We start from the raw sequence: 17,866 nt of genomic DNA, 5'->3' as shown, positions 1-17,866 counted from the left end.
TTACTGCTGCGCCGAATGGCCCGCTTGCGCCTGGCGCGTATGGGCGGGCCAGGGAGTCACGCTGCCTGGGTTCGCGCCTGCTGCTCTCGTTGCAGGTAGTCTGCAAGCACCTGTTGTTCGCCCGCGCTGGTGAACAGGCCCAGCTTGGTGCGGCGCCAGAGAATGTCTTCAGCGCTGCAGGCCCATTCGTTGCTGCCGAGGTAGTCCACCTCTCGAGCGAACAACCCACCACCAATTGCCTGGCCCAGGTCTTCCGGCCCTTGCACGCCCTCCAGCAGCTGCCATACACGGCTGCCATAGGTCAGCACCCAGCGCCTGGCGATATCGACCGGCAACCAGCCACAGCGCGCCAGCACCGCATCTACCAGAGCCTGCACCGTGGTCATTTGCTCACCACCTGGTAGCGGCGCGCCAGCGGTCCAGCTGCCGCGCATCTGTGGGAAGTGCGGCTTGAGCTCGGCCATCGCCGATTCGGCCAGTTTGCGGTAGGTGGTCAGCTTGCCACCGAATACCGACAGCAACGGCGCCTGCCCTTCACTGGCGGACAGCGCCAGGGTGTAGTCGCGGGTGACCGCGGACGGATTGTCCGATTCGTCGTTGCACAGTGGGCGCACGCCGGAATAGGTGTGCACGATGTCGCTGCGGCTGATCTGGTGGTTGAAGTGAGCGTTGACCACCTTGAGCAGATAATCGGTTTCCTGCTCGGTGATCGCGACTTTGGCGGGGTCGCCGCTGTACTCGCGATCGGTGGTGCCGATCAGCGTGAAACGCTCCAGGTACGGGATGCAGAAGACGATACGCTGGTCCTCGTTCTGCAGGATGTAGGCATGTTCGCCTTCGTACATGCGCGGCACGATGATGTGGCTGCCCTGGATCAGGCGGATGCCGTAGGGGGCATCGAGCTTGAGGTCGTCCTTGATGAAGCTGGCCACCCACGGCCCGGCGGCATTGACCAGGGCACGGGCGCGAATGGTCTGCAGGCGGCCGTCAGCGTGCTGCAACTCCACTTGCCACAGGCCATCCACACGCTCCGCGCGCAGGCAGCGGGTGCGGGTATGGATATGGGCACCTTTTTCCCGTGCGGCCATCGCATTCAGCACTACCAGGCGGGCATCGTCCACCGCACAGTCGGCGTATTCGAAACCACGGCTGATCGCAGGCTTGAGCGGGTACCCCGGGCCGAAGTGCAGGCTGCGCGAAGCACCCAGGCGCTTGCGCTTGCCCAGGTGATCGTAGAGGAACAGGCCGGCGCGAATCATCCAGGCAGGGCGCAAGTGCGGGCGGTGCGGCAGCACGAAGCGCATCGGCTTGACGATGTGCGGGGCTTTGGCCAGCAGCACTTCGCGCTCGGCCAGTGCTTCACGCACCAGGCGGAACTCGTAGTGCTCCAGGTAGCGCAGGCCGCCGTGGATCAGTTTGCTGCTGGCCGACGAGGTGTGCTGGGCCAGGTCGTCCTTTTCGCAGAGGAATACCTTGAGGCCACGCCCGGCGGCGTCGGCAGCGATGCCCACGCCATTGATGCCGCCGCCGATCACGGCGAGGTCATAGCAGTCGGCGACTGGGGGCTGGGACGAAACGGGCTGGGACACGGGCAAGGCCTCCTGGTGCTGTTCACATCGAATATGAACATTTATGTTCGTTTTCGAAAATACTAGCGCAACAGAAAGCTGGTCGCCAGTCAGTCTTTATAGAAAAAACTGATCAGATGACAATGAAATGAACATTTACGAAAGTTTTGGATGATCGGTTTGAAAGGTATCGCGCCTGTGAGATCAAGCGCGGCGTGGGCGACGCTCGATCTCACAGGCGCGACAAACCTTGCGGCATGCGCCTGTCAGCCCTCAAACCACCTCAAGCCGGATCTTGTACTGGTTCAGCAGCTGGGTGAGGGCGGCGGTTGGCGCCTGGTCGGTCACCAGGCAGTCGACCAGGCTGATCGAGCCCATGCGCACCATGGCGTTGCGCCCGAACTTGCTGGAGTCGGCGGCAAGGATCACTTGTCGGGCATTGGCGATGATTGCCTGGGATACCCGCACTTCCTGGTAATCGAAATCGAGCAGGCTGCCATCTTCGTCGATGCCGCTGATGCCCACCAGGGCGAAGTCGACCTTGAACTGGTTGATGAAGTCGACACTGGCCTGGCCGACGACGCCGCCATCACGGCGCACCGTGCCACCTGCCACCAGCACTTCGAAATCGTCCTTGGCGGCTAGGATCGCGGCCACGTGCAGGTTGTTGGTGATGACTTTCAGGTGGTTGTGGTTGAGCAGCGCCCGGGCGATGGATTCGGTGGTGGTGCCGATGTTGATGAACAGCGAGGCATGGTCGGGAATCTGCCGGGCCACGGATTCGGCGATGCGTTGCTTTTCGTCGCGCATCTGATCGGCGCGCATGGCGTAGGCGGTGTTCTCGATGCTCGAGTCGTAGGCCGCGCCCCCGTGGTAGCGACGTAGCAGATTGAGCTCGGCCAGCTGGTTGATATCACGGCGGATGGTTTGCGGTGTGACGACGAACAACTGCGCCATTTCTTCGATACTGACGTAACCGCGTTCGCGCACCAGTTCGAGGATTTGTTGTTGGCGAGGGGGCAGATTCATGGGCGGTCCTTTGGGGCTGCCGGACAAATGCTGCAATGATGCCGTAGGACGCGGACTACGACCAGTAGACTATCGGGGCGGTCGCGGGGACAAATGCCCTGCATCGATTCTGTGGCCTGCGCTGGCGCTTTTTTGTAGGAGCGGCCTTGTGTCGCGAAAGGGCCGCGAAGCGGCCCCAGCAACATTTGCAATGACACGAAAATCCTGGGGCCGCTTTGCGGCCCTTTCGCGACACAAGGCCGCTCCTACACGTGGTGTAGCGCCTGTCAGGTAGGATCAGGCCTCGTGATCTTCCCAGTCACGGGTACGGTCGACTGCCTTCTTCCAGCCGGCATACAGCTTCTCTTTCTGCGTTTCATCCAGCTGCGGGCTGAACTCGCGCTCGATGATCGCCTTGTCGCGCAGTTCGTCCAGGCCGCTCCAGAAGCCACAGGCCAGGCCTGCCAGGTAGGCCGCCCCCAGCGCCGTGGTTTCGCGCATCTTCGGCCGCTCTACGCAGGTGCCGAGGATGTCGGCCTGGAACTGCATGAGGAAGTTGTTGGCCACTGCGCCACCGTCTACGCGCAGCTCGGACAGGCGCTGGCCGCAATCCTGCTGCATGGCGTCAAGCACGTCGCGAGTCTGGTAGGCGATGGATTCCAGCGCGGCGCGGATGATGTGGTCCACCTTCACGCCACGGGTCAGGCCGAACAGTGCGCCACGGGCATACGGGTCCCAGTACGGGGCACCCAGGCCGGTGAAGGCAGGCACCAGGTATACGCCGTTGCTGTCCTTGACCTTGCTGGCGAAGTATTCGGTATCCAGTGCGTCGTTGACGATCTTCAGTTCGTCACGCAGCCACTGCACGGTGGAACCACCATTGAACACGGCGCCCTCCAGCGCATAGGCCACTTCACCATGCGGGCCGCAGGCGATGGTGGTTAGCAGGCCATGGGATGACTTCACCGCCTGGTCACCGGTGTTCATCAGCAGGAAGCAGCCGGTGCCATAGGTGTTCTTGGCCTGGCCCGGTTCCACGCACATCTGGCCGAACAGTGCCGATTGCTGATCACCGGCGATACCGGCAATGGCGATACCGCTCTTGGTATGGCCGTAGACCTCGGAGGAAGGGCGTACCTCGGGCAGCATCTGCCGTGGGATGCCGAGGATTTCCAGGAGCTTGTCGTCCCACTGCAGGCTGTGGATGTTGAACATCAGCGTGCGCGAGGCGTTGGTGTAATCGGTGACATGCACCTTGCCGCCGGAGAACTTCCAGATCAGCCAGGTATCGATGGTGCCGAACAGCAGCTCGCCGCGCTCGGCGCGTTCGCGGGCACCCTCGACATTGTCGAGGATCCACTTCAGCTTGGTGCCGGAGAAGTATGGGTCGGTGACCAGGCCGGTGGTTTCGCGAATGTAGTCTTCATGGCCGTCGCGTTTGAGCTGGGCGCAGATCTCGGTGCTGCGGCGGCACTGCCAGACGATGGCGTTGTACACCGGGCGGCCGGTTTCCTTGTCCCACACCACGGTGGTTTCACGTTGGTTGGTGATACCCAGTGCGGCGACCTGGGCGTGGCTGATGCCCGCCTGGGCCAAGGCCTCGACCATGGTCGCGCTCTGCGTGGCAAAGATTTCCATCGGGTCGTGCTCGACCCAGCCCGCCTGCGGGTAGTGCTGGGCGAACTCGCGCTGGGAGGTCCCCACCACATTGGCGTCGCGGTCGAAAATAATGGCCCGCGAACTGGTGGTGCCCTGGTCCAGGGCGATGATGTAGTTCTTATCCTGGGTGTCTGTCATGGTCGTAGGCCTTGCGAAAATAGGGGGTCAGGGCTGGGCGTGATGCCGGCGTCAGTTGACTTGAGTATCGCCCTGGCGATTGTCATTTGTCTCAGGGTTCACGGCGGCTGCCATTGGCAGGTTGCGTGCGATCAGGCCGCGATAGGTCGCGGCACCCAGGCAGGCGCCAAGGATCGGTGCGAACACCGGAACCAGGAAATAAGGCATGTCCCGACCGCCAGTGAAGGCGATTTCGCCCCAACCGGCCAGGAAGGTCATGAGTTTTGGCCCGAAATCGCGGGCCGGGTTCATGGCAAAGCCGGTCAACGGGCCCATGGCGCTGCCGATCACTGCGATCAGCAGGCCGATCAGCAGCGGGGCCATGGCGCCGCGCGGCAGGCCGTTGTTGTCGTCGGTCAGGGCCATGATCACGGCCATCAGGATGGCGGTGATGATCACCTCGACCAGAAACGCCTGGCCGGTGGACAGCGATGGGTGCGGATAGGTGGAGAAGACCGAGGCCAGTTCCAGGCTGGCTTCGCTACCGCGCAAAATGGCGTGGGCCTGTTCGAAATCGAAGAACAGGTTGCTGTACAGGGTGTAGACCAACGCTGCGCCACAGAACGCGCCGCATACCTGGGCCAGCATGTAGAAGGGCAGCTTGCGCTTGTCGAAGCCGGCGAACAGGGTGAGGGCGATGCTCACCGCGGGGTTCAGGTGCGCGCCGGAAATACCGGCGGTGAGGTAGATCGCCATGCTGACGCCCACGCCCCAGATGATACTGATTTCCCAAAGGCCGAAGCTTGCGCCCGCGACCTTGAGCGCGGCGACGCAGCCGGTACCGAAAAAGATGAGCAGTGCAGTGCCCAGGAACTCGGCCAGGCATTGGCTGGAAAGCGTGGGTTGGCGTAGAGCAGTCGTCATGTATGACCTCGTTTTTTTTGTTGTGAGGCGCGTGGCGCTCGACAGCAAAGCCCGGAGTCTATCCCCGTTGACCCGGGCAGATGTTGGAAATGCACCTTAAAAGTGCACCATTTTATTCAGAAACGAAAAAATATAGACAAGAAACGCTGATGTCAAAGGTCGAAAGTGAACGGTTGGTCACGATCTGGATGCTGATTTCAGGTGCGGATCCGCGTACTAGAGCCGTGCAATTGCGGTGCGCTGGCTGCGGTGTGGGAATTGTCCTAAAGTAGCCGCCGAGCTGTCCCGACCGGAGCCCCCGCATGACCCCCGCCCTAGACCTGTTGAAGAAACACCGTGCCGAGCATCGTGTGCACAGTTACGAACATGACCCCAAATCGGCGTCATATGGCCTGGAGGCGGCGGAGAAACTCGGTCTCGACCCGCAGCAGGTATTCAAGACCTTGCTGGCGAGCAGCGAGAAAGGTGAGTTGCTGGTAGCAGTGGTGCCTGTGGTGGGTACGCTCGACCTCAAAGCCCTGGCCCAGGCTGCCGGAGTGAAAAAGTGCGAGATGGCCGACCCGGCGTCGGCGCAGCGAGCCACGGGGTACCTGGTGGGCGGGATCAGCCCGCTGGGGCAGAAGAAGCGCCTGCGCACATTCATCGATGACTCGGCGCAGAACTTTGCAACCATCCATGTCAGCGCCGGGCGGCGTGGGCTGGAGGTGGAATTGGCGGCGGTGGTGCTGGCTGAGCACACCCAGGGCAAGTTCGCCGGGATTGGTCGGGGCTGAGATTTCTGGGGCTGCTTTGCAGCCCATCGCGGCACAAGGCCGCTCCTACAGGGGGAATACGTACCCTTGTAGGAGCGGCCTTGTGCCGCGATGGGCCGCAGAGCGGCCCCAAAATTTCGAATCAGGTCGCCGAGCTGTACCGGCGAACGCCGTTGTCCTGCCGCGGTAACTGCGCCGCCACGCTGCCCGGCACCGGGAACAGCACCAGGTGATCGGCCTTGACCGCAATCCCCACATCCTCACCGACCTGACGGTCGTCATGGCTAGGGAAGATCGCTTCGAGCTGGCTGCCGGTCGGCAATTGCAGGCGGTACAGGGTCGATGCCCCAAGGAAGCTCTTGCCGACGATGTTCGCCTGCAGCGCACTGCCCGGTGCGTGGACGATATCGTCAGGGCGCAGCAGCACATCCACCGAGCTGCCCGGCGCCATGATGTAGGCACGGTTGCCGCGTAATTCACCCAGCTCGGTATTGACCGCCTCGTGGCTGATCATCTGCCCACGGATGAAATACCCCTGGCCAATGAAGCTGGCCACGAACGGCGTCTGCGGCTCGTGGTAAAGGTTGTAGGGCGTGTCCCACTGCTCCAGGCGGCCTTCCTTGAACACGCCAACCTGGTCGCTGACGGCAAAGGCTTCTTCCTGGTCATGGGTCACCAGGATGGCGCTGGTGCCGCGGCTCTTGAGAATGTCGCGAACCTCATGGCTCAGGCGCCGGCGCAGCTCTACGTCGAGGTTGGAAAATGGCTCGTCGAGCAGCAGCAGTTGCGGCTCCGGTGCCAGTGCACGGGCCAGGGCGACCCGTTGCTGCTGGCCGCCGGACAGTTCATGCGGGTAGCGCCCGCCCAGACCGCCCAGCTTGACCAGCTCGAGCATCTCTTCGATGACCTCGGCCTGGCGGGGGTGCTTGGCGATGCCGAAGGCAACGTTCTGCGCCACGGTCAGGTGCGGGAACAGCGCGTAATCCTGGAACACCATGCCGATGCGGCGTTTTTCCGGGGCCAGTGTGAAACCGGCCCGGGAAATGACTTCGCCAGCCAACTGGATCTCGCCATCGTGCACGGGTTCGAAACCGGCGATGGCGCGCAGGGTGGTGGTCTTGCCGCAACCGGATGAACCCAGCAGGCAACCGATGTCGCCTGCGTTCAGGTGCAGATTGAGGTTCTGAACGATGCGCTGGTCGCCATAGCCGCAGGCGAGGTTGCGCAGGTTGAGCAGTAGGGGTTGACTCATGCGTGGTGGTAAGCCGGTTCTACAAGGAATTCGAGAAGGGCCTTCTGTGCATGCAGGCGGTTTTCAGCCTGGTCCCAGGCGACCGAACGTGGGTCGTCGAGCAGGTCATGGCTGATTTCCTCACCACGGTGGGCTGGCAGGCAGTGCATGAACAGGGCGTCGGGTGCCGCCAGGTCGAGCAGTTCGCGGGTGACCTGGTAAGGCGCGAAATGCGCCAGGCGCCGTGCAGTTTCCTCCTCCTGGCCCATGGAAGTCCAGACATCCGTGGTTACCAGATGGGCGCCGCGCACGGCTTCCTTCGGGTCACGCACGATCTGCACGTGGTCACCACCAATGGCCATGAAGCGTGGGTCCGGCTCGTAGCCTTCCGGGCAGGCAATGCGCAGCTGGAAGTCGAACTGCCTGGCTGCCTCGATGTACGAGTTGCACATGTTGAAGCCATCGCCGATCCAGGCCACGGTCTTGCCCTGGATCGAGCCGCGATGTTCGAGGAAGGTCTGCATGTCGGCCAGCAGCTGGCACGGGTGCGACTCGTCGGACAGCGCGTTGATCACCGGCACACGCGAGTTGGCGGCAAATTCGGTCAGAGTGCTGTGGGCGTGGGTACGGATCATCACCACGTCGAGCATGCTCGACAGCACGATGGCGCTATCGCCGATCGGCTCGCCACGGCCCAGCTGGGTGTCGCGTGGGGACAGGAAGATGGCCTGGCCGCCGAGCTGGATCATGCCGGCCTCGAACGACACGCGGGTACGGGTCGAGGATTTTTCGAAGATCATGCCCAGCACGCGGTTCTTCAGGGGCTCGAACAGCACGCCTCGCTTGCGCAGGTCCTTCAGCTCGATGCCGCGGCGGATCACACCGAGCAATTCGTCGGTGGTGAAGTCCAGCAGGGAGAGAAAGTGCCTAGCGCTCATGATTGACTACCTTATCTGCAACGGTATGCAGGTCGACCGTATGGTTTTTTTTGACAACGGGAGTGACCTGCGGCGTAAGCCGCACGGGGGCGGACGAAATAGGGAAAGGCGCAATACTATAAGTAAATGTCGCCTGAAGCCAAGAGGGGAAACAGCTGCCCAGTACCAAAGGGTGTTGCAAAGGGTGTCTTTTCCCGACGGGCAGTGCTGTTTTTTATTTGCTACAGAGGGTTGTACACGGCTTGCCGGCAATTTGGCAAATGGCTGTCGCAAATCGTGTGCCTGATGTCGGTGGATTCACGCCGCGAAGGGCGCTGGCCGGTGGCGGGGGCTGGGCGCATAGTCGATGTTCGACAACCTTCTACACATCCTCCACAACAACAAGGCAGAGGCGGCCATGACCAAGACCCTGCATCACCGTGCCTGTCACCTGTGCGAAGCGATCTGTGGGCTGAACATTGAAGTCAGCCATGACGACGACGGGCGGGCGCTGATCAGTTCGATCAAGGGCGACCCCCAGGACCCGTTCAGCCGCGGCCATGTCTGCCCCAAGGCCGTGGCCCTGCAGGACATCCAGAACGACCCCGACCGCCTGCGCCAACCGCACAGGCGGGTGGGCGAGCACTGGCATGCCATCGGCTGGGACGAGGCCTTTGCCCTGGCCGCCGACAGGCTGTGGGCGATCCAGCAGGCCCATGGGCGCAATGCCGTGGCGGTGTACCAAGGCAACCCGAGCGTGCACAACTACGGCCTGATGACCCACAGCAACTACTTCCTGGGCCTGCTGAAAACCCGCAACCGCTTCTCTGCCACCTCGGTGGACCAGTTGCCGCAGCACCTGGTCAGCCACCTGATGTACGGCCATGGCCTGCTGCTGCCGATCCCGGACATCGACCAGACCGGTTTCATGCTGATCCTTGGCGGCAACCCGCTGGCCTCCAACGGCAGTATCATGACCGTGCCGGATGTGGAAAAGCGCCTGAAAGCCCTGCAGGCCCGGGGTGGGCGCCTGGTGGTGGTGGACCCGCGGCGCAGCGAAACGGCGGCGATGGCCGACAGTCACCTGTTCATACGCCCCGGAGGGGATGCCGCCTTGTTGTGTGGCTTGCTCAATACCCTGTTCGCTGAAGGCCTGGCGCGCGGCTCGCACTTGCCGGTCGTCGGCCTGCAGCAGGTGCGCGAAGCGATCGCGCCGTTCAGCGCGGAGGCCATGAGCGCGCACTGTGGCATTGCCGCGACAGACATTCGCCAGCTGGCAAGGGACTTTGCCGCGGCCGACAGGGCGGTGTGCTACGGCCGCATGGGGGTTTCGACCCAAGCCTACGGCACCCTTTGCCACTGGCTGGTGCAACTGATCAACCTGGTGACCGGCAACCTTGACCGTGAAGGCGGCGCGTTGTGCACCGAGCCTGCCGTCGACCTGGTGGCGACCACCTCGGGTGGCCATTTCAACGCCTGGCAGAGCCGGGTGTCGGGCTTGCCCGAGTACGGCGGCGAACTGCCCGTGGCGGCCTTGGCCGAGGAAATGCTGACGCCCGGCGAAGGGCAGGTGCGTGCGCTGGTGACGGTGGCTGGCAACCCCGTGCTCTCAACGCCCAATGGCCGCCAGCTGGATGTGGCGCTGGACGGGTTGGAGTTCATGCTCAGCATTGACCTGTACATCAACGAAACCACCCGCCATGCCGACCTGATCCTGCCCTCTACCTCGGCGCTGGAAAACGACCATTACGACAGCACATTCAACTTGCTGGCCGTGCGCAACGTGACCCGCTTCAACCGGGCGATCCTGGCCAAGCCCGAAGGGGCATTGCATGACTGGGAGATTTTCGTCGGGCTGGCACAGGCGTTCGCCAAACGTGCCGAGCTGGAGTTGAAGCCGACCTTGGCACCGGCGCAGATGATCGACCTGGCCCTGCGCAAGGGGCGTTATGGTGACGCGACACCCTGGCAGCTGTCGCTGGCAGCGCTGGACGAGCACCCGCATGGCCTCGACCTGGGGCCATTGCGCGCCAACCTCGCTGCGCGCCTGACGACTGCCAGCAAGGCCGTTGAAGCGGCGCCCCAGGTGCTGCTGGATGACTTGGGGCGACTGGCGCAACAGGCCCCTCCGGTGCCGGGCGAACTGCTGCTGATCGGCCGTCGCCATGTACGCAGCAACAATTCATGGATGCACAACTTTCATCGACTGGTGAAAGGCAAACCGCGCCATCAGTTGTTGATGCATCCGCAGGACCTGCAGCATCGTCAGTTGCAGGACGGCCAGCGAGTTCGTATCCGCTCGCGTACCGGGGATCTTGAAGTCGAGGTTCAGGCCTGCGATGACATGATGCCCGGTGTAGTCAGCCTGCCCCATGGCTTCGGTCACTCTCGTCAAGGCGTGCACATGCAGACCGCCCAGGCGCAACCTGGCGTGAGCGCCAACGACCTCACCGATGAGCGCCTGCGTGATCAGGTTTCCGGCAACGCCGCCCTCAATGGCGTACCCGTGCAGGTAGAGGCCGCGTAAGGAACGGTAAGGCCGAGCATGCTGCTCGGCTTTCCGTTACAATGCGTCACCGTGCCGACGACCGCGTCGGAAAGTTCAGCCGAGGTGCTACATGGATATCATCGAAACGATCAAAGAGCAGATTGCCAACAACACCATTCTGCTTTACATGAAAGGCTCGCCGAATGCCCCGCAGTGTGGCTTCTCTGCGCGTGCATCGCAGGCCGTGATGGGTTGTGGCGAGAAGTTCGCCTACGTCGACATCCTGCAGAACCCGGAAATCCGTGCGAACCTGCCAAAATACGCCAACTGGCCGACCTTCCCGCAGCTGTGGGTAGCCGGTGAACTGGTCGGCGGCAGCGACATCATGCTGGAAATGTTCGAGAAGGGTGAGCTGCAGACCCTGATCAAGGAAGCGGCTGCCAAGGCCAAGGCTTCCGAGGCCTGATTCTCCGACAAGCATGAAAAAACCCGCGGATCGCGGGTTTTTTCATGGAGCGAATATTTATTCTTCGCCCATCTGCGACTGCAGGTAGTTCTCGATACCAATCTTGTCGATCAGCCCCAGCTGGGTTTCCAGCCAGTCGATGTGTTCTTCCTCGGATTCGAGGATATCTTCGAGCATGTCACGCGAGCCAAAGTCGCCAGCGGTTTCGCAATGGGCGATGGCCGCTTTCAGGTCGACCAGGCCTTTCTGTTCGATCTTCAGGTCGCATTCGAGCATCTCTTTGGTGTGCTCGCCAATCAGCAGCTTGCCCAGGTCCTGGACGTTGGGGATGCCTTCGAGGAAGAGAATACGCTTGATCAGTTTGTCAGCGTGCTTCATCTCGTCGATGGATTCCTTGTACTCGTGCTTGCCGAGTTTGTTCAGGCCCCAATCTTCGTACATGCGTGCGTGCAGGAAGTACTGGTTGATCGCGACCAGCTCGTTTCCGAGGATCTTGTTGAGATGCTGGATGACGCTTACGTCGCCTTTCATGTCGGGTTCCTGCCCTGTAGAAGTGTGCCAATACACTGAAGTTTGAGCCCGATACTTAGGTGTGTCAAACCTAAGTTCTTGAATAATAAGTGAAAATTAATGTAAATAAGAATGTTTGTGAACCGCGTTGGAGCGCTAACTTATTGAATTGCGAGCATAAAAAAACCGGACGCAAGGTCCGGTTCTTCGAATTCTTTGTTTTCAGGCTGCGGTAAATTCCACGGGGTAGGGCAGGGCTGCCTGGCTGACCTGGAGCTCGGTCAGGGTCTCGCGGACCACCTGCTTGGCCACGCAGGCACATTTGCCGCACTGGCTGGCGACGTTGGTGGCGGCTCGCACTTCCTTGTAGCTGCAGCATCCTTCATAGATCGCATCGCGGATCTGTCCGTCGGTAACGCCGACACAAAGACACACATACATAAAGGCTGACCATCGTTGGTGGGCTCGATGGAGTGGAGCTTAATGTTAATGAGAATGCTTGTCAAAGGAGTTTCTGAAAGGGCCGTGCTTGAGCGACCGGCGGTTGCTTCGTCGTTGGAGTCGGCCTGTCACCAGAAGCCGTGTATGATGGACGGCCTTTGTTGGATGTCGGGCAAGCCCGTCTGGCCCGGCAAACGGTTTTTCACCCTCATCAGGAGATTACAATGAGCGTACTCGTTGGTAAGAAAGCCCCCGATTTCACCGTTCCGGCCGTGCTGGGCAATGGCGAGATCGTCGACAGCTTCAACCTGGCTTCGGCCATCAAGGGCAAGTACGGCCTGGTGTTCTTCTACCCGCTGGACTTCACCTTCGTCTGCCCGTCCGAGCTGATCGCCCTGGACAACCGCATCCCTGACTTCCAGGCGCGCAACGTGGAAGTGATCGGCGTGTCGATCGACTCGCACTTCACCCACAACGCCTGGCGTAACACCCCGGTCAACAACGGCGGTATCGGCCAGGTCAAGTACACCCTGGCTGCCGACATGACCCACGAAATCTGCAAGGCCTACGACGTCGAGTCCGAAGGCGGCGTAGCCTTCCGTGGCGCCTTCCTGATCGACACCAACGGTGTTGTTCGTTCGCAGATCGTCAACGACCTGCCACTGGGCCGCAACATGGACGAGCTGCTGCGCCTGGTCGACGCCCTGCAGTTCCACGAAGAGCACGGCGAAGTCTGCCCTGCCAACTGGAAAAAAGGCGACAAAGGCATGAACGCTTCGCCGGAAGGCGTTGCTGCCTACCTGAGCGAGAACGCTGGCAAGCTGTAATTGCCGCGTGCATGAAAAAACCGGCCCTTGTGGCCGGTTTTTTTGTGCCGTCTTTGCCGGCCTCTTCGCAGGCTTGCCCGCTCCCACAGGAATCGCACAATGGCTGAGGCCACTGCAGTGCCTGTGGGAGCGGGCATGCCCGCGAACGCTTTTGCAGATCAATCGTTGAAATCGCGCCAGCCGCCCATCTCTTTCCAGCGGTTGACGATGCCGCAGAACAGCTCGGCCGTCTTCTCGGTGTCATAGCGCGCCGAGTGCGCCTCACGCCCGTCGAAGTCGATGTCGGCGCTCTGGCAGGCCCGCGCCAGTACGGTCTGGCCATAAGCCAGGCCCGCCAGGGTAGCGGTGTCGAAGCTGGAGAACGGGTGGAACGGGTTGCGCTTCAGGTCATTGCGCGTCACCGCCGCATTGAGGAAGCCCAGGTCAAAGCTGCTGTTGTGGCCGACCAGGATCGCCCGCTTGCAACCATTGGCCTTGAGCGCTTTGCGTACGCCACGGAAGATGTCGGTCAGCGCACTTTCTTCGCTGACTGCCATACGCAGCGGGTGGTCCAGCTTGATCCCGGTGAATTCCAGCGCGGCCGCCTCGATGTTGGCGCCCTCGAATGGCTCCACGCGGTGGAAGTAGGTGTGCTCGGGGAACAGGAAGCCCTTTTCGTCCATGCCGATGGTGACTGCGGCAATTTCCAGCAGGGCATCGGTAGCGCTGTTGAAGCCGCCGGTTTCAACGTCTACCACTACCGGCAGATAGCCGCGGAAACGCTCGGCCATCGGGTGGCGCGAGCCGCTGCTGCCTTGGGTGTCGAGGTCGTCTTCGTAGAGGTCTTCGCTCACGCGTTTTCCTCCAGCAGGCGCCAGCGCAGTTTTTCGCCGGCGCGCAGCGGGATCACGGTCTGCTCGCCAAACGGCAGGCTATCCGGGGCGGTCCATTCTTCGCGGACCAAGGTAATGGTGTCGGTGTTTGCCGGCAGGCCGTAGAACGCCGGGCCGTGCAGGCTGGCAAAGCCTTCCAGCTTGTCCAGCGCGTTACGCTGCTCGAACGCTTCGGCGTACATCTCGATGGCTGCGTAGGCGGTGTAGCAGCCGGCGCAACCGCAGGCGGCTTCCTTGGCGTGTCGGGCGTGTGGGGCCGAGTCGGTACCCAGGAAGAACTTCGGGTTGCCGCTGGTGGCCGCATCCAGCAACGCCACCTGATGGGTGTTGCGCTTGAGGATCGGCAGGCAGTAGAAGTGCGGGCGAATGCCGCCAACCAGCATGTGGTTGCGGTTGTACAGCAGGTGCTGCGCGGTGATGGTCGCGCCGACGTTGGCCGGGGCCTCGGTGACGAACTGCGCGGCATCGCTGGTGGTGATGTGCTCGAACACCACCTTCAGTGTCGGGAAGCGCTCGACCACACGGCGCATATGCTCGTCGATGAAGCGCTTCTCGCGATCGAACACGTCGATCTCGCTACGGGTCACTTCGCCATGCACCAGTAGCGGCATACCAACTTCCGCCAGCGCCTCGATGGCCGGGAAGATGTTGTCGATGCTGGTCACGCCCGAGTCGGAATTGGTGGTGGCGCCAGCAGGGTACAGCTTGGCGGCATACACGAAACCGCTGGCCTTGGCCGCGCGGATGTCCTCGGGGCTGGTGCGGTCGGTGAGGTACAACACCATCAGCGGCTCGAAGCGGCTGCCAGCCGGGCGGGCGGCCAGGATGCGCTCACGGTAGGCGCCGGCCTCTACGGCATTGCGTACCGGCGGAACCAGGTTGGGCATGATGATGGCACGGGCGAAAGTACGCGCCACATCGCCAACGGTGTGGGGCAGGACGGCACCATCGCGCAGATGGATGTGCCAGTCGTCGGGACGCAGGAGGGTCAGGCGATCGGACATTGGGGATTCCAGGCGGGTCGAACTCAAGCCCCAATGCTACCGGAAAACCCTGGGTGGAGCACGGCTATCAAGTTTTCCGCCAGGCGTCCGATAGCCTGCAGGTAAGCCGTCAGAATTTGTGGAGCCGCCCGTGCGCCAGCGTTACCTAGCCCTGTTGACCCTGTTCGCCAGCCTGCCGGCCGGTGCGCTGACCTTCCAGACGCGCATGGAAAACATTGCCTGGAAGGTCGAGGGTGACCAGTTCGAATGCCGGCTGATCCAGCCGATCGATGGTTTCGGCAGTGGCGAGTTCGTGCGCCGCGCGGGCGAGCAGCCGGTGTTCCAGTTGCGCTCGGACAGCAACGTACTGGGGACAGGCACGGCCACATTGCTGGCAGCTGCTGCGCCGTGGCAGCCTGGGCGCAGCGATATCAATCTGGGCAGCGTGCGCATGGCCCGTACCGGGGTGTTGTTCAGTTCGTCCCAGGGCCAGGCCAGTCGCCTGATCAACGGCCTGCTCGATGGGCGCAGCACGGTGGTACGCAATTATGCCGGCGAGGCGGGCAGGCCGATGGAAGTGCGTGTGCTGCCGGTCAGCTTCGCCAAGGCCTACAACGACTATCAGGCCTGTGCCGGCAAGCTGCTGCCGATGAACTACGATCAGGTGCGTCAGACCCAGGTGGGCTTCCCCGGGGGAGGCTTCGAGCTGGATGGCGCGGCCAAGGCACGGCTGGATGTGATCCTCGACTACATCAAGGCTGACCCTACCGTTAACCATGTAGAGCTCAACGGCCACTCCGACAACAGTGGCAATCGCCTGACCAATCGCGACATGTCGCGCCGCCGGGCACTGGCGGTAGCCGACTACCTCAAGGCCCACGGCGTTCCGGAAGAGCAGATTACCGTGCGTTTCCATGGCGAGCGTTACCCATTGGCGAAGAACACCAGTGCTGCCAACCGGGCGCGTAATCGTCGGGTGAATATCGAACTGGATCGGGTGGCGGTCATCGAGAAGCCGGCTGAGAAGCCTGTCGAAAAGGCCCCTGAGCCAACACCTGCCAAGTCCTGAAGGCTGCTCCCACAGGGCATTTCATAATTTCCGACGGTAAGTCGCCCTTCCGAAACTTCTTGTCGCTTTGTCGTCAGAAGCTGTCGCCCCACTGTAAATTTATCCGTAACGTCGTTAGAATCGATCCCTTTCCGTACAACCCCGTGGAGTGATGGCATGGCGGACGTAAAAAAGGTCGTACTGGCGTATTCCGGCGGCCTTGATACTTCGGTGATTCTCAAGTGGCTGCAGGATACCTACAACTGCGAAGTGGTGACCTTCACCGCTGACCTGGGGCAGGGCGAAGAGGTCGAGCCGGCTCGTGCCAAGGCCCAGGCAATGGGCGTTAAAGAGATCTACATCGACGACCTGCGCGAAGAATTCGTGCGTGATTTCGTGTTCCCGATGTTCCGCGCCAACACCGTCTACGAGGGCGAGTACCTGCTGGGTACTTCCATCGCCCGTCCGCTGATCGCCAAGCGCCTGATCGAAATTGCCAACGAAACCGGCGCCGACGCCATTTCCCACGGCGCCACCGGCAAAGGCAACGACCAGGTGCGTTTCGAACTGGGTGCCTACGCGCTGAAGCCAGGCGTCAAGGTAATCGCCCCATGGCGTGAGTGGGACCTGCTGTCCCGCGAGAAGCTGATGGACTACGCCGAGAAGCACGGCATCCCGATCGAGCGCCACGGCAAGAAGAAGTCGCCGTACTCGATGGACGCCAACCTGCTGCACATCTCCTACGAAGGCGGTGTCCTGGAAGATACCTGGACCGAGCACGAAGAAGACATGTGGCGCTGGAGTGTCTCGCCTGAGAACGCCCCGGATCAGGCTACCTACATCGAGCTGACCTACCGCAACGGTGACATCGTTGCCATCGACGGTGTCGAGAAGACTCCGGCCACCGTCCTGGCCGACCTGAACCGTATCGGTGGTGCCAATGGCATCGGCCGTCTGGATATCGTCGAGAACCGTTACGTCGGCATGAAGTCGCGCGGTTGCTACGAGACCCCTGGTGGCACCATCATGCTCAAGGCCCACCGTGCCATCGAGTCGATCACCCTGGACCGCGAAGTCGCTCACCTTAAGGATGAGCTGATGCCGAAGTACGCCAGCCTGATCTACACCGGCTACTGGTGGAGCCCGGAGCGTCTGATGCTGCAACAGATGATCGACGCTTCGCAGGTCAACGTGAACGGCGTGGTACGCCTGAAGCTGTACAAGGGCAACGTCACCGTTGTCGGCCGCAAGTCGGACGACTCGCTGTTCGACGCCAACATCGCTACCTTCGAGGAAGATGGCGGCGCCTACAACCAGGCGGATGCAGCTGGCTTCATCAAGCTCAACGCCCTGCGTATGCGCATTGCTGCCAACAAGGGCCGCTCGCTGCTCTGATTACCGTCATGTGCGGCAAGAACCCCGGCTCAGGCCGGGGTTTTTTTTGTCTGTGGAATCAATGGCCGTCGTTTGCCACCTGTTCATCAAGCGCGCTGATCGATAGTTGCGCGCACTGGCGTCTGTCCAGGTTGCAAAAGCGCCAGGTGCGAGATTGCTGAGGCGGTTGGGCGAGGGCGGACAGCAATTGCTGCTCCATCATGCGATAGGCATCGGGGCCGGAAAACATGAACGTGACAGGCTCGCCCTGCAGCGCTTCGCCGGTACTACCGGGCATTGCATGCTTGGCCACATCACTCGGTGTCGATGTGTTGTCGTTTGGCGTCCTGTTTGGCGACGGGTCGTAGAACGACTTGTAATTGAAGTTGAGCGTGAGGAAGAACAGTGCCGTCAGGAAGAATGGGAAGCCCACCAGGAACCAAGTATAGAGCTTTTGACTGGACTCGCTGAGAAACGGCAATGTGGCAAGAGCGGAGGCTTCGATAATCCCTGCGAAGATGGCAATGATCGTCAGCGGGGCGACAGGTTGTACTTGGTGCATATGGGTCGTCTCCAGCGATTTTGCATATCTTTGCCTTACCGCGCTGCTCAACTAAAGACTGGATTGTTTCCCGTGAGAATAATCGCTCGAAATCCTGGTGATGTTGCCTGTTCAGGCAT

Annotated in this window: 17 protein-coding genes; 6 read left to right on the top strand and 11 right to left on the bottom strand. The window is 61.6% G+C overall.

What is annotated here, in order from left to right; translation table 11 throughout:
* Nucleotides 1-56: 56 nt before the first annotated feature.
* From glpD to E5221_RS22570, 4 genes are all read right to left on the bottom strand, one after another.
* Nucleotides 57-1,589, bottom strand: a complete 1,533-nt coding sequence (glpD, locus tag E5221_RS22585) for a glycerol-3-phosphate dehydrogenase (RefSeq protein ID WP_247846492.1) — start codon at nt 1,587-1,589, stop codon at nt 57-59.
* A 252-nt stretch (nt 1,590-1,841) separates the two neighbouring features.
* Nucleotides 1,842-2,597 (bottom strand): DNA-binding transcriptional repressor GlpR, encoded by a 756-nt coding sequence (glpR, locus tag E5221_RS22580; protein WP_247846491.1) that lies wholly within the window; start codon nt 2,595-2,597, stop codon nt 1,842-1,844.
* Between the two features lie 276 nt (nt 2,598-2,873).
* Nucleotides 2,874-4,373, bottom strand: a complete 1,500-nt coding sequence (gene glpK / locus E5221_RS22575; RefSeq protein ID WP_247846489.1) for a glycerol kinase GlpK — start codon at nt 4,371-4,373, stop codon at nt 2,874-2,876.
* Between the two features lie 51 nt (nt 4,374-4,424).
* Nucleotides 4,425-5,276, bottom strand: coding sequence for an MIP/aquaporin family protein (locus E5221_RS22570; protein ID WP_247846487.1), 852 nt, complete (start codon nt 5,274-5,276; stop codon nt 4,425-4,427).
* 302 nt (nt 5,277-5,578) lie between these two features.
* On the opposite strand from E5221_RS22570, the gene ybaK reads away from it, so the two are divergent.
* Entirely contained in the window at nt 5,579-6,049 is a 471-nt protein-coding gene (ybaK, locus tag E5221_RS22565) for a Cys-tRNA(Pro) deacylase (protein WP_013973962.1), read from the top strand.
* Nucleotides 6,050-6,170: 121 nt separating this feature from the next.
* Here ybaK and E5221_RS22560 read toward each other — a convergent pair whose 3' ends face one another.
* Nucleotides 6,171-7,280 carry an ABC transporter ATP-binding protein gene (locus E5221_RS22560; RefSeq protein WP_023661843.1) on the bottom strand — a complete coding sequence of 370 codons (1,110 nt, stop codon included), beginning with the start codon at nt 7,278-7,280 and terminating at the stop codon, nt 6,171-6,173.
* A complete protein-coding gene (gene argF / locus E5221_RS22555) occupies nt 7,277-8,197 on the bottom strand; it encodes an ornithine carbamoyltransferase (protein WP_013973960.1) in 921 nt (306 codons plus the stop codon). Before argF ends, E5221_RS22560 begins: the two co-directional genes overlap by 4 nt.
* Nucleotides 8,198-8,594: 397 nt before the next feature.
* Here argF and E5221_RS22550 point away from each other — a divergent pair, with 397 nt between their 5' ends.
* On the top strand, nt 8,595-10,703 hold the full coding sequence (locus E5221_RS22550; RefSeq protein ID WP_182329046.1) for a molybdopterin oxidoreductase family protein: 2,109 nt from the start codon (nt 8,595-8,597) through the stop codon (nt 10,701-10,703).
* A 91-nt stretch (nt 10,704-10,794) separates the two neighbouring features.
* Nucleotides 10,795-11,130, top strand: coding sequence for a Grx4 family monothiol glutaredoxin (gene grxD, locus E5221_RS22545; RefSeq protein ID WP_003254949.1), 336 nt, complete (start codon nt 10,795-10,797; stop codon nt 11,128-11,130).
* Nucleotides 11,131-11,187: 57 nt separating this feature from the next.
* Here the strand turns inward: grxD and bfr are convergent, their stop codons facing one another.
* Both bfr and E5221_RS22535 read right to left on the bottom strand, forming a co-directional pair.
* Nucleotides 11,188-11,661 carry a bacterioferritin gene (bfr, locus tag E5221_RS22540; protein WP_003258014.1) on the bottom strand — a complete coding sequence of 158 codons (474 nt, stop codon included), beginning with the start codon at nt 11,659-11,661 and terminating at the stop codon, nt 11,188-11,190.
* A 201-nt stretch (nt 11,662-11,862) separates the two neighbouring features.
* A complete protein-coding gene (locus E5221_RS22535) occupies nt 11,863-12,081 on the bottom strand; it encodes a bacterioferritin-associated ferredoxin (protein ID WP_003254947.1) in 219 nt (72 codons plus the stop codon).
* A 224-nt stretch (nt 12,082-12,305) separates the two neighbouring features.
* Here E5221_RS22535 and E5221_RS22530 point away from each other — a divergent pair, with 224 nt between their 5' ends.
* Nucleotides 12,306-12,908, top strand: coding sequence for a peroxiredoxin (locus E5221_RS22530; RefSeq protein ID WP_003254945.1), 603 nt, complete (start codon nt 12,306-12,308; stop codon nt 12,906-12,908).
* 158 nt (nt 12,909-13,066) lie between these two features.
* Here the strand turns inward: E5221_RS22530 and rnt are convergent, their stop codons facing one another.
* Together rnt and pyrC are read right to left on the bottom strand one after the other, a co-directional pair.
* Nucleotides 13,067-13,741: a ribonuclease T gene (gene rnt, locus E5221_RS22525; RefSeq protein ID WP_003258010.1), complete on the bottom strand. Its 675-nt coding sequence runs from the start codon at nt 13,739-13,741 to the stop codon at nt 13,067-13,069.
* On the bottom strand, nt 13,738-14,784 hold the full coding sequence (gene pyrC / locus E5221_RS22520) for a dihydroorotase (RefSeq protein WP_061550354.1): 1,047 nt from the start codon (nt 14,782-14,784) through the stop codon (nt 13,738-13,740). Before pyrC ends, rnt begins: the two co-directional genes overlap by 4 nt.
* Nucleotides 14,785-14,914: 130 nt before the next feature.
* Between pyrC and E5221_RS22515 the strand changes: the two genes are divergently transcribed.
* Both E5221_RS22515 and E5221_RS22510 read left to right on the top strand, forming a co-directional pair.
* Entirely contained in the window at nt 14,915-15,832 is a 918-nt protein-coding gene (locus E5221_RS22515) for an OmpA family protein (protein ID WP_061550353.1), read from the top strand.
* 156 nt (nt 15,833-15,988) lie between these two features.
* The gene (locus E5221_RS22510) at nt 15,989-17,206 is read left to right on the top strand and encodes an argininosuccinate synthase (protein ID WP_013973956.1); all 1,218 of its coding nucleotides are present in this window, start codon (nt 15,989-15,991) and stop codon (nt 17,204-17,206) included.
* Between the two features lie 58 nt (nt 17,207-17,264).
* On the opposite strand, the gene E5221_RS22505 is transcribed toward E5221_RS22510, so the two are convergent.
* On the bottom strand, nt 17,265-17,747 hold the full coding sequence (locus E5221_RS22505; protein ID WP_003258008.1) for a hypothetical protein: 483 nt from the start codon (nt 17,745-17,747) through the stop codon (nt 17,265-17,267).
* Nucleotides 17,748-17,866: the final 119 nt, after the last annotated feature.

Source organism: Pseudomonas sp. A2, from assembly GCF_023100865.1.
In the GTDB taxonomy this organism is placed as follows: domain Bacteria; phylum Pseudomonadota; class Gammaproteobacteria; order Pseudomonadales; family Pseudomonadaceae; genus Aquipseudomonas; species Aquipseudomonas asiatica.
This window is presented reverse-complemented; position numbering and strand designations above follow the sequence as displayed.

Coding starts and splice junctions, on each gene's coding strand:
- glpR (WP_247846491.1), bottom strand. CDS start 2,597: ATGAATCTGCCCCCTCGCCAACAACAAATCCTCGAACTGGTGCGCGAA.
- glpK (WP_247846489.1), bottom strand. CDS start 4,373: ATGACAGACACCCAGGATAAGAACTACATCATCGCCCTGGACCAGGGC.
- E5221_RS22570 (WP_247846487.1), bottom strand. CDS start 5,276: ATGACGACTGCTCTACGCCAACCCACGCTTTCCAGCCAATGCCTGGCC.
- ybaK (WP_013973962.1), top strand. CDS start 5,579: ATGACCCCCGCCCTAGACCTGTTGAAGAAACACCGTGCCGAGCATCGT.
- E5221_RS22560 (WP_023661843.1), bottom strand. CDS start 7,280: ATGAGTCAACCCCTACTGCTCAACCTGCGCAACCTCGCCTGCGGCTAT.
- argF (WP_013973960.1), bottom strand. CDS start 8,197: ATGAGCGCTAGGCACTTTCTCTCCCTGCTGGACTTCACCACCGACGAA.
- E5221_RS22550 (WP_182329046.1), top strand. CDS start 8,595: ATGACCAAGACCCTGCATCACCGTGCCTGTCACCTGTGCGAAGCGATC.
- grxD (WP_003254949.1), top strand. CDS start 10,795: ATGGATATCATCGAAACGATCAAAGAGCAGATTGCCAACAACACCATT.
- bfr (WP_003258014.1), bottom strand. CDS start 11,661: ATGAAAGGCGACGTAAGCGTCATCCAGCATCTCAACAAGATCCTCGGA.
- E5221_RS22535 (WP_003254947.1), bottom strand. CDS start 12,081: ATGTATGTGTGTCTTTGTGTCGGCGTTACCGACGGACAGATCCGCGAT.
- E5221_RS22530 (WP_003254945.1), top strand. CDS start 12,306: ATGAGCGTACTCGTTGGTAAGAAAGCCCCCGATTTCACCGTTCCGGCC.
- pyrC (WP_061550354.1), bottom strand. CDS start 14,784: ATGTCCGATCGCCTGACCCTCCTGCGTCCCGACGACTGGCACATCCAT.
- E5221_RS22510 (WP_013973956.1), top strand. CDS start 15,989: ATGGCGGACGTAAAAAAGGTCGTACTGGCGTATTCCGGCGGCCTTGAT.
- E5221_RS22505 (WP_003258008.1), bottom strand. CDS start 17,747: ATGCACCAAGTACAACCTGTCGCCCCGCTGACGATCATTGCCATCTTC.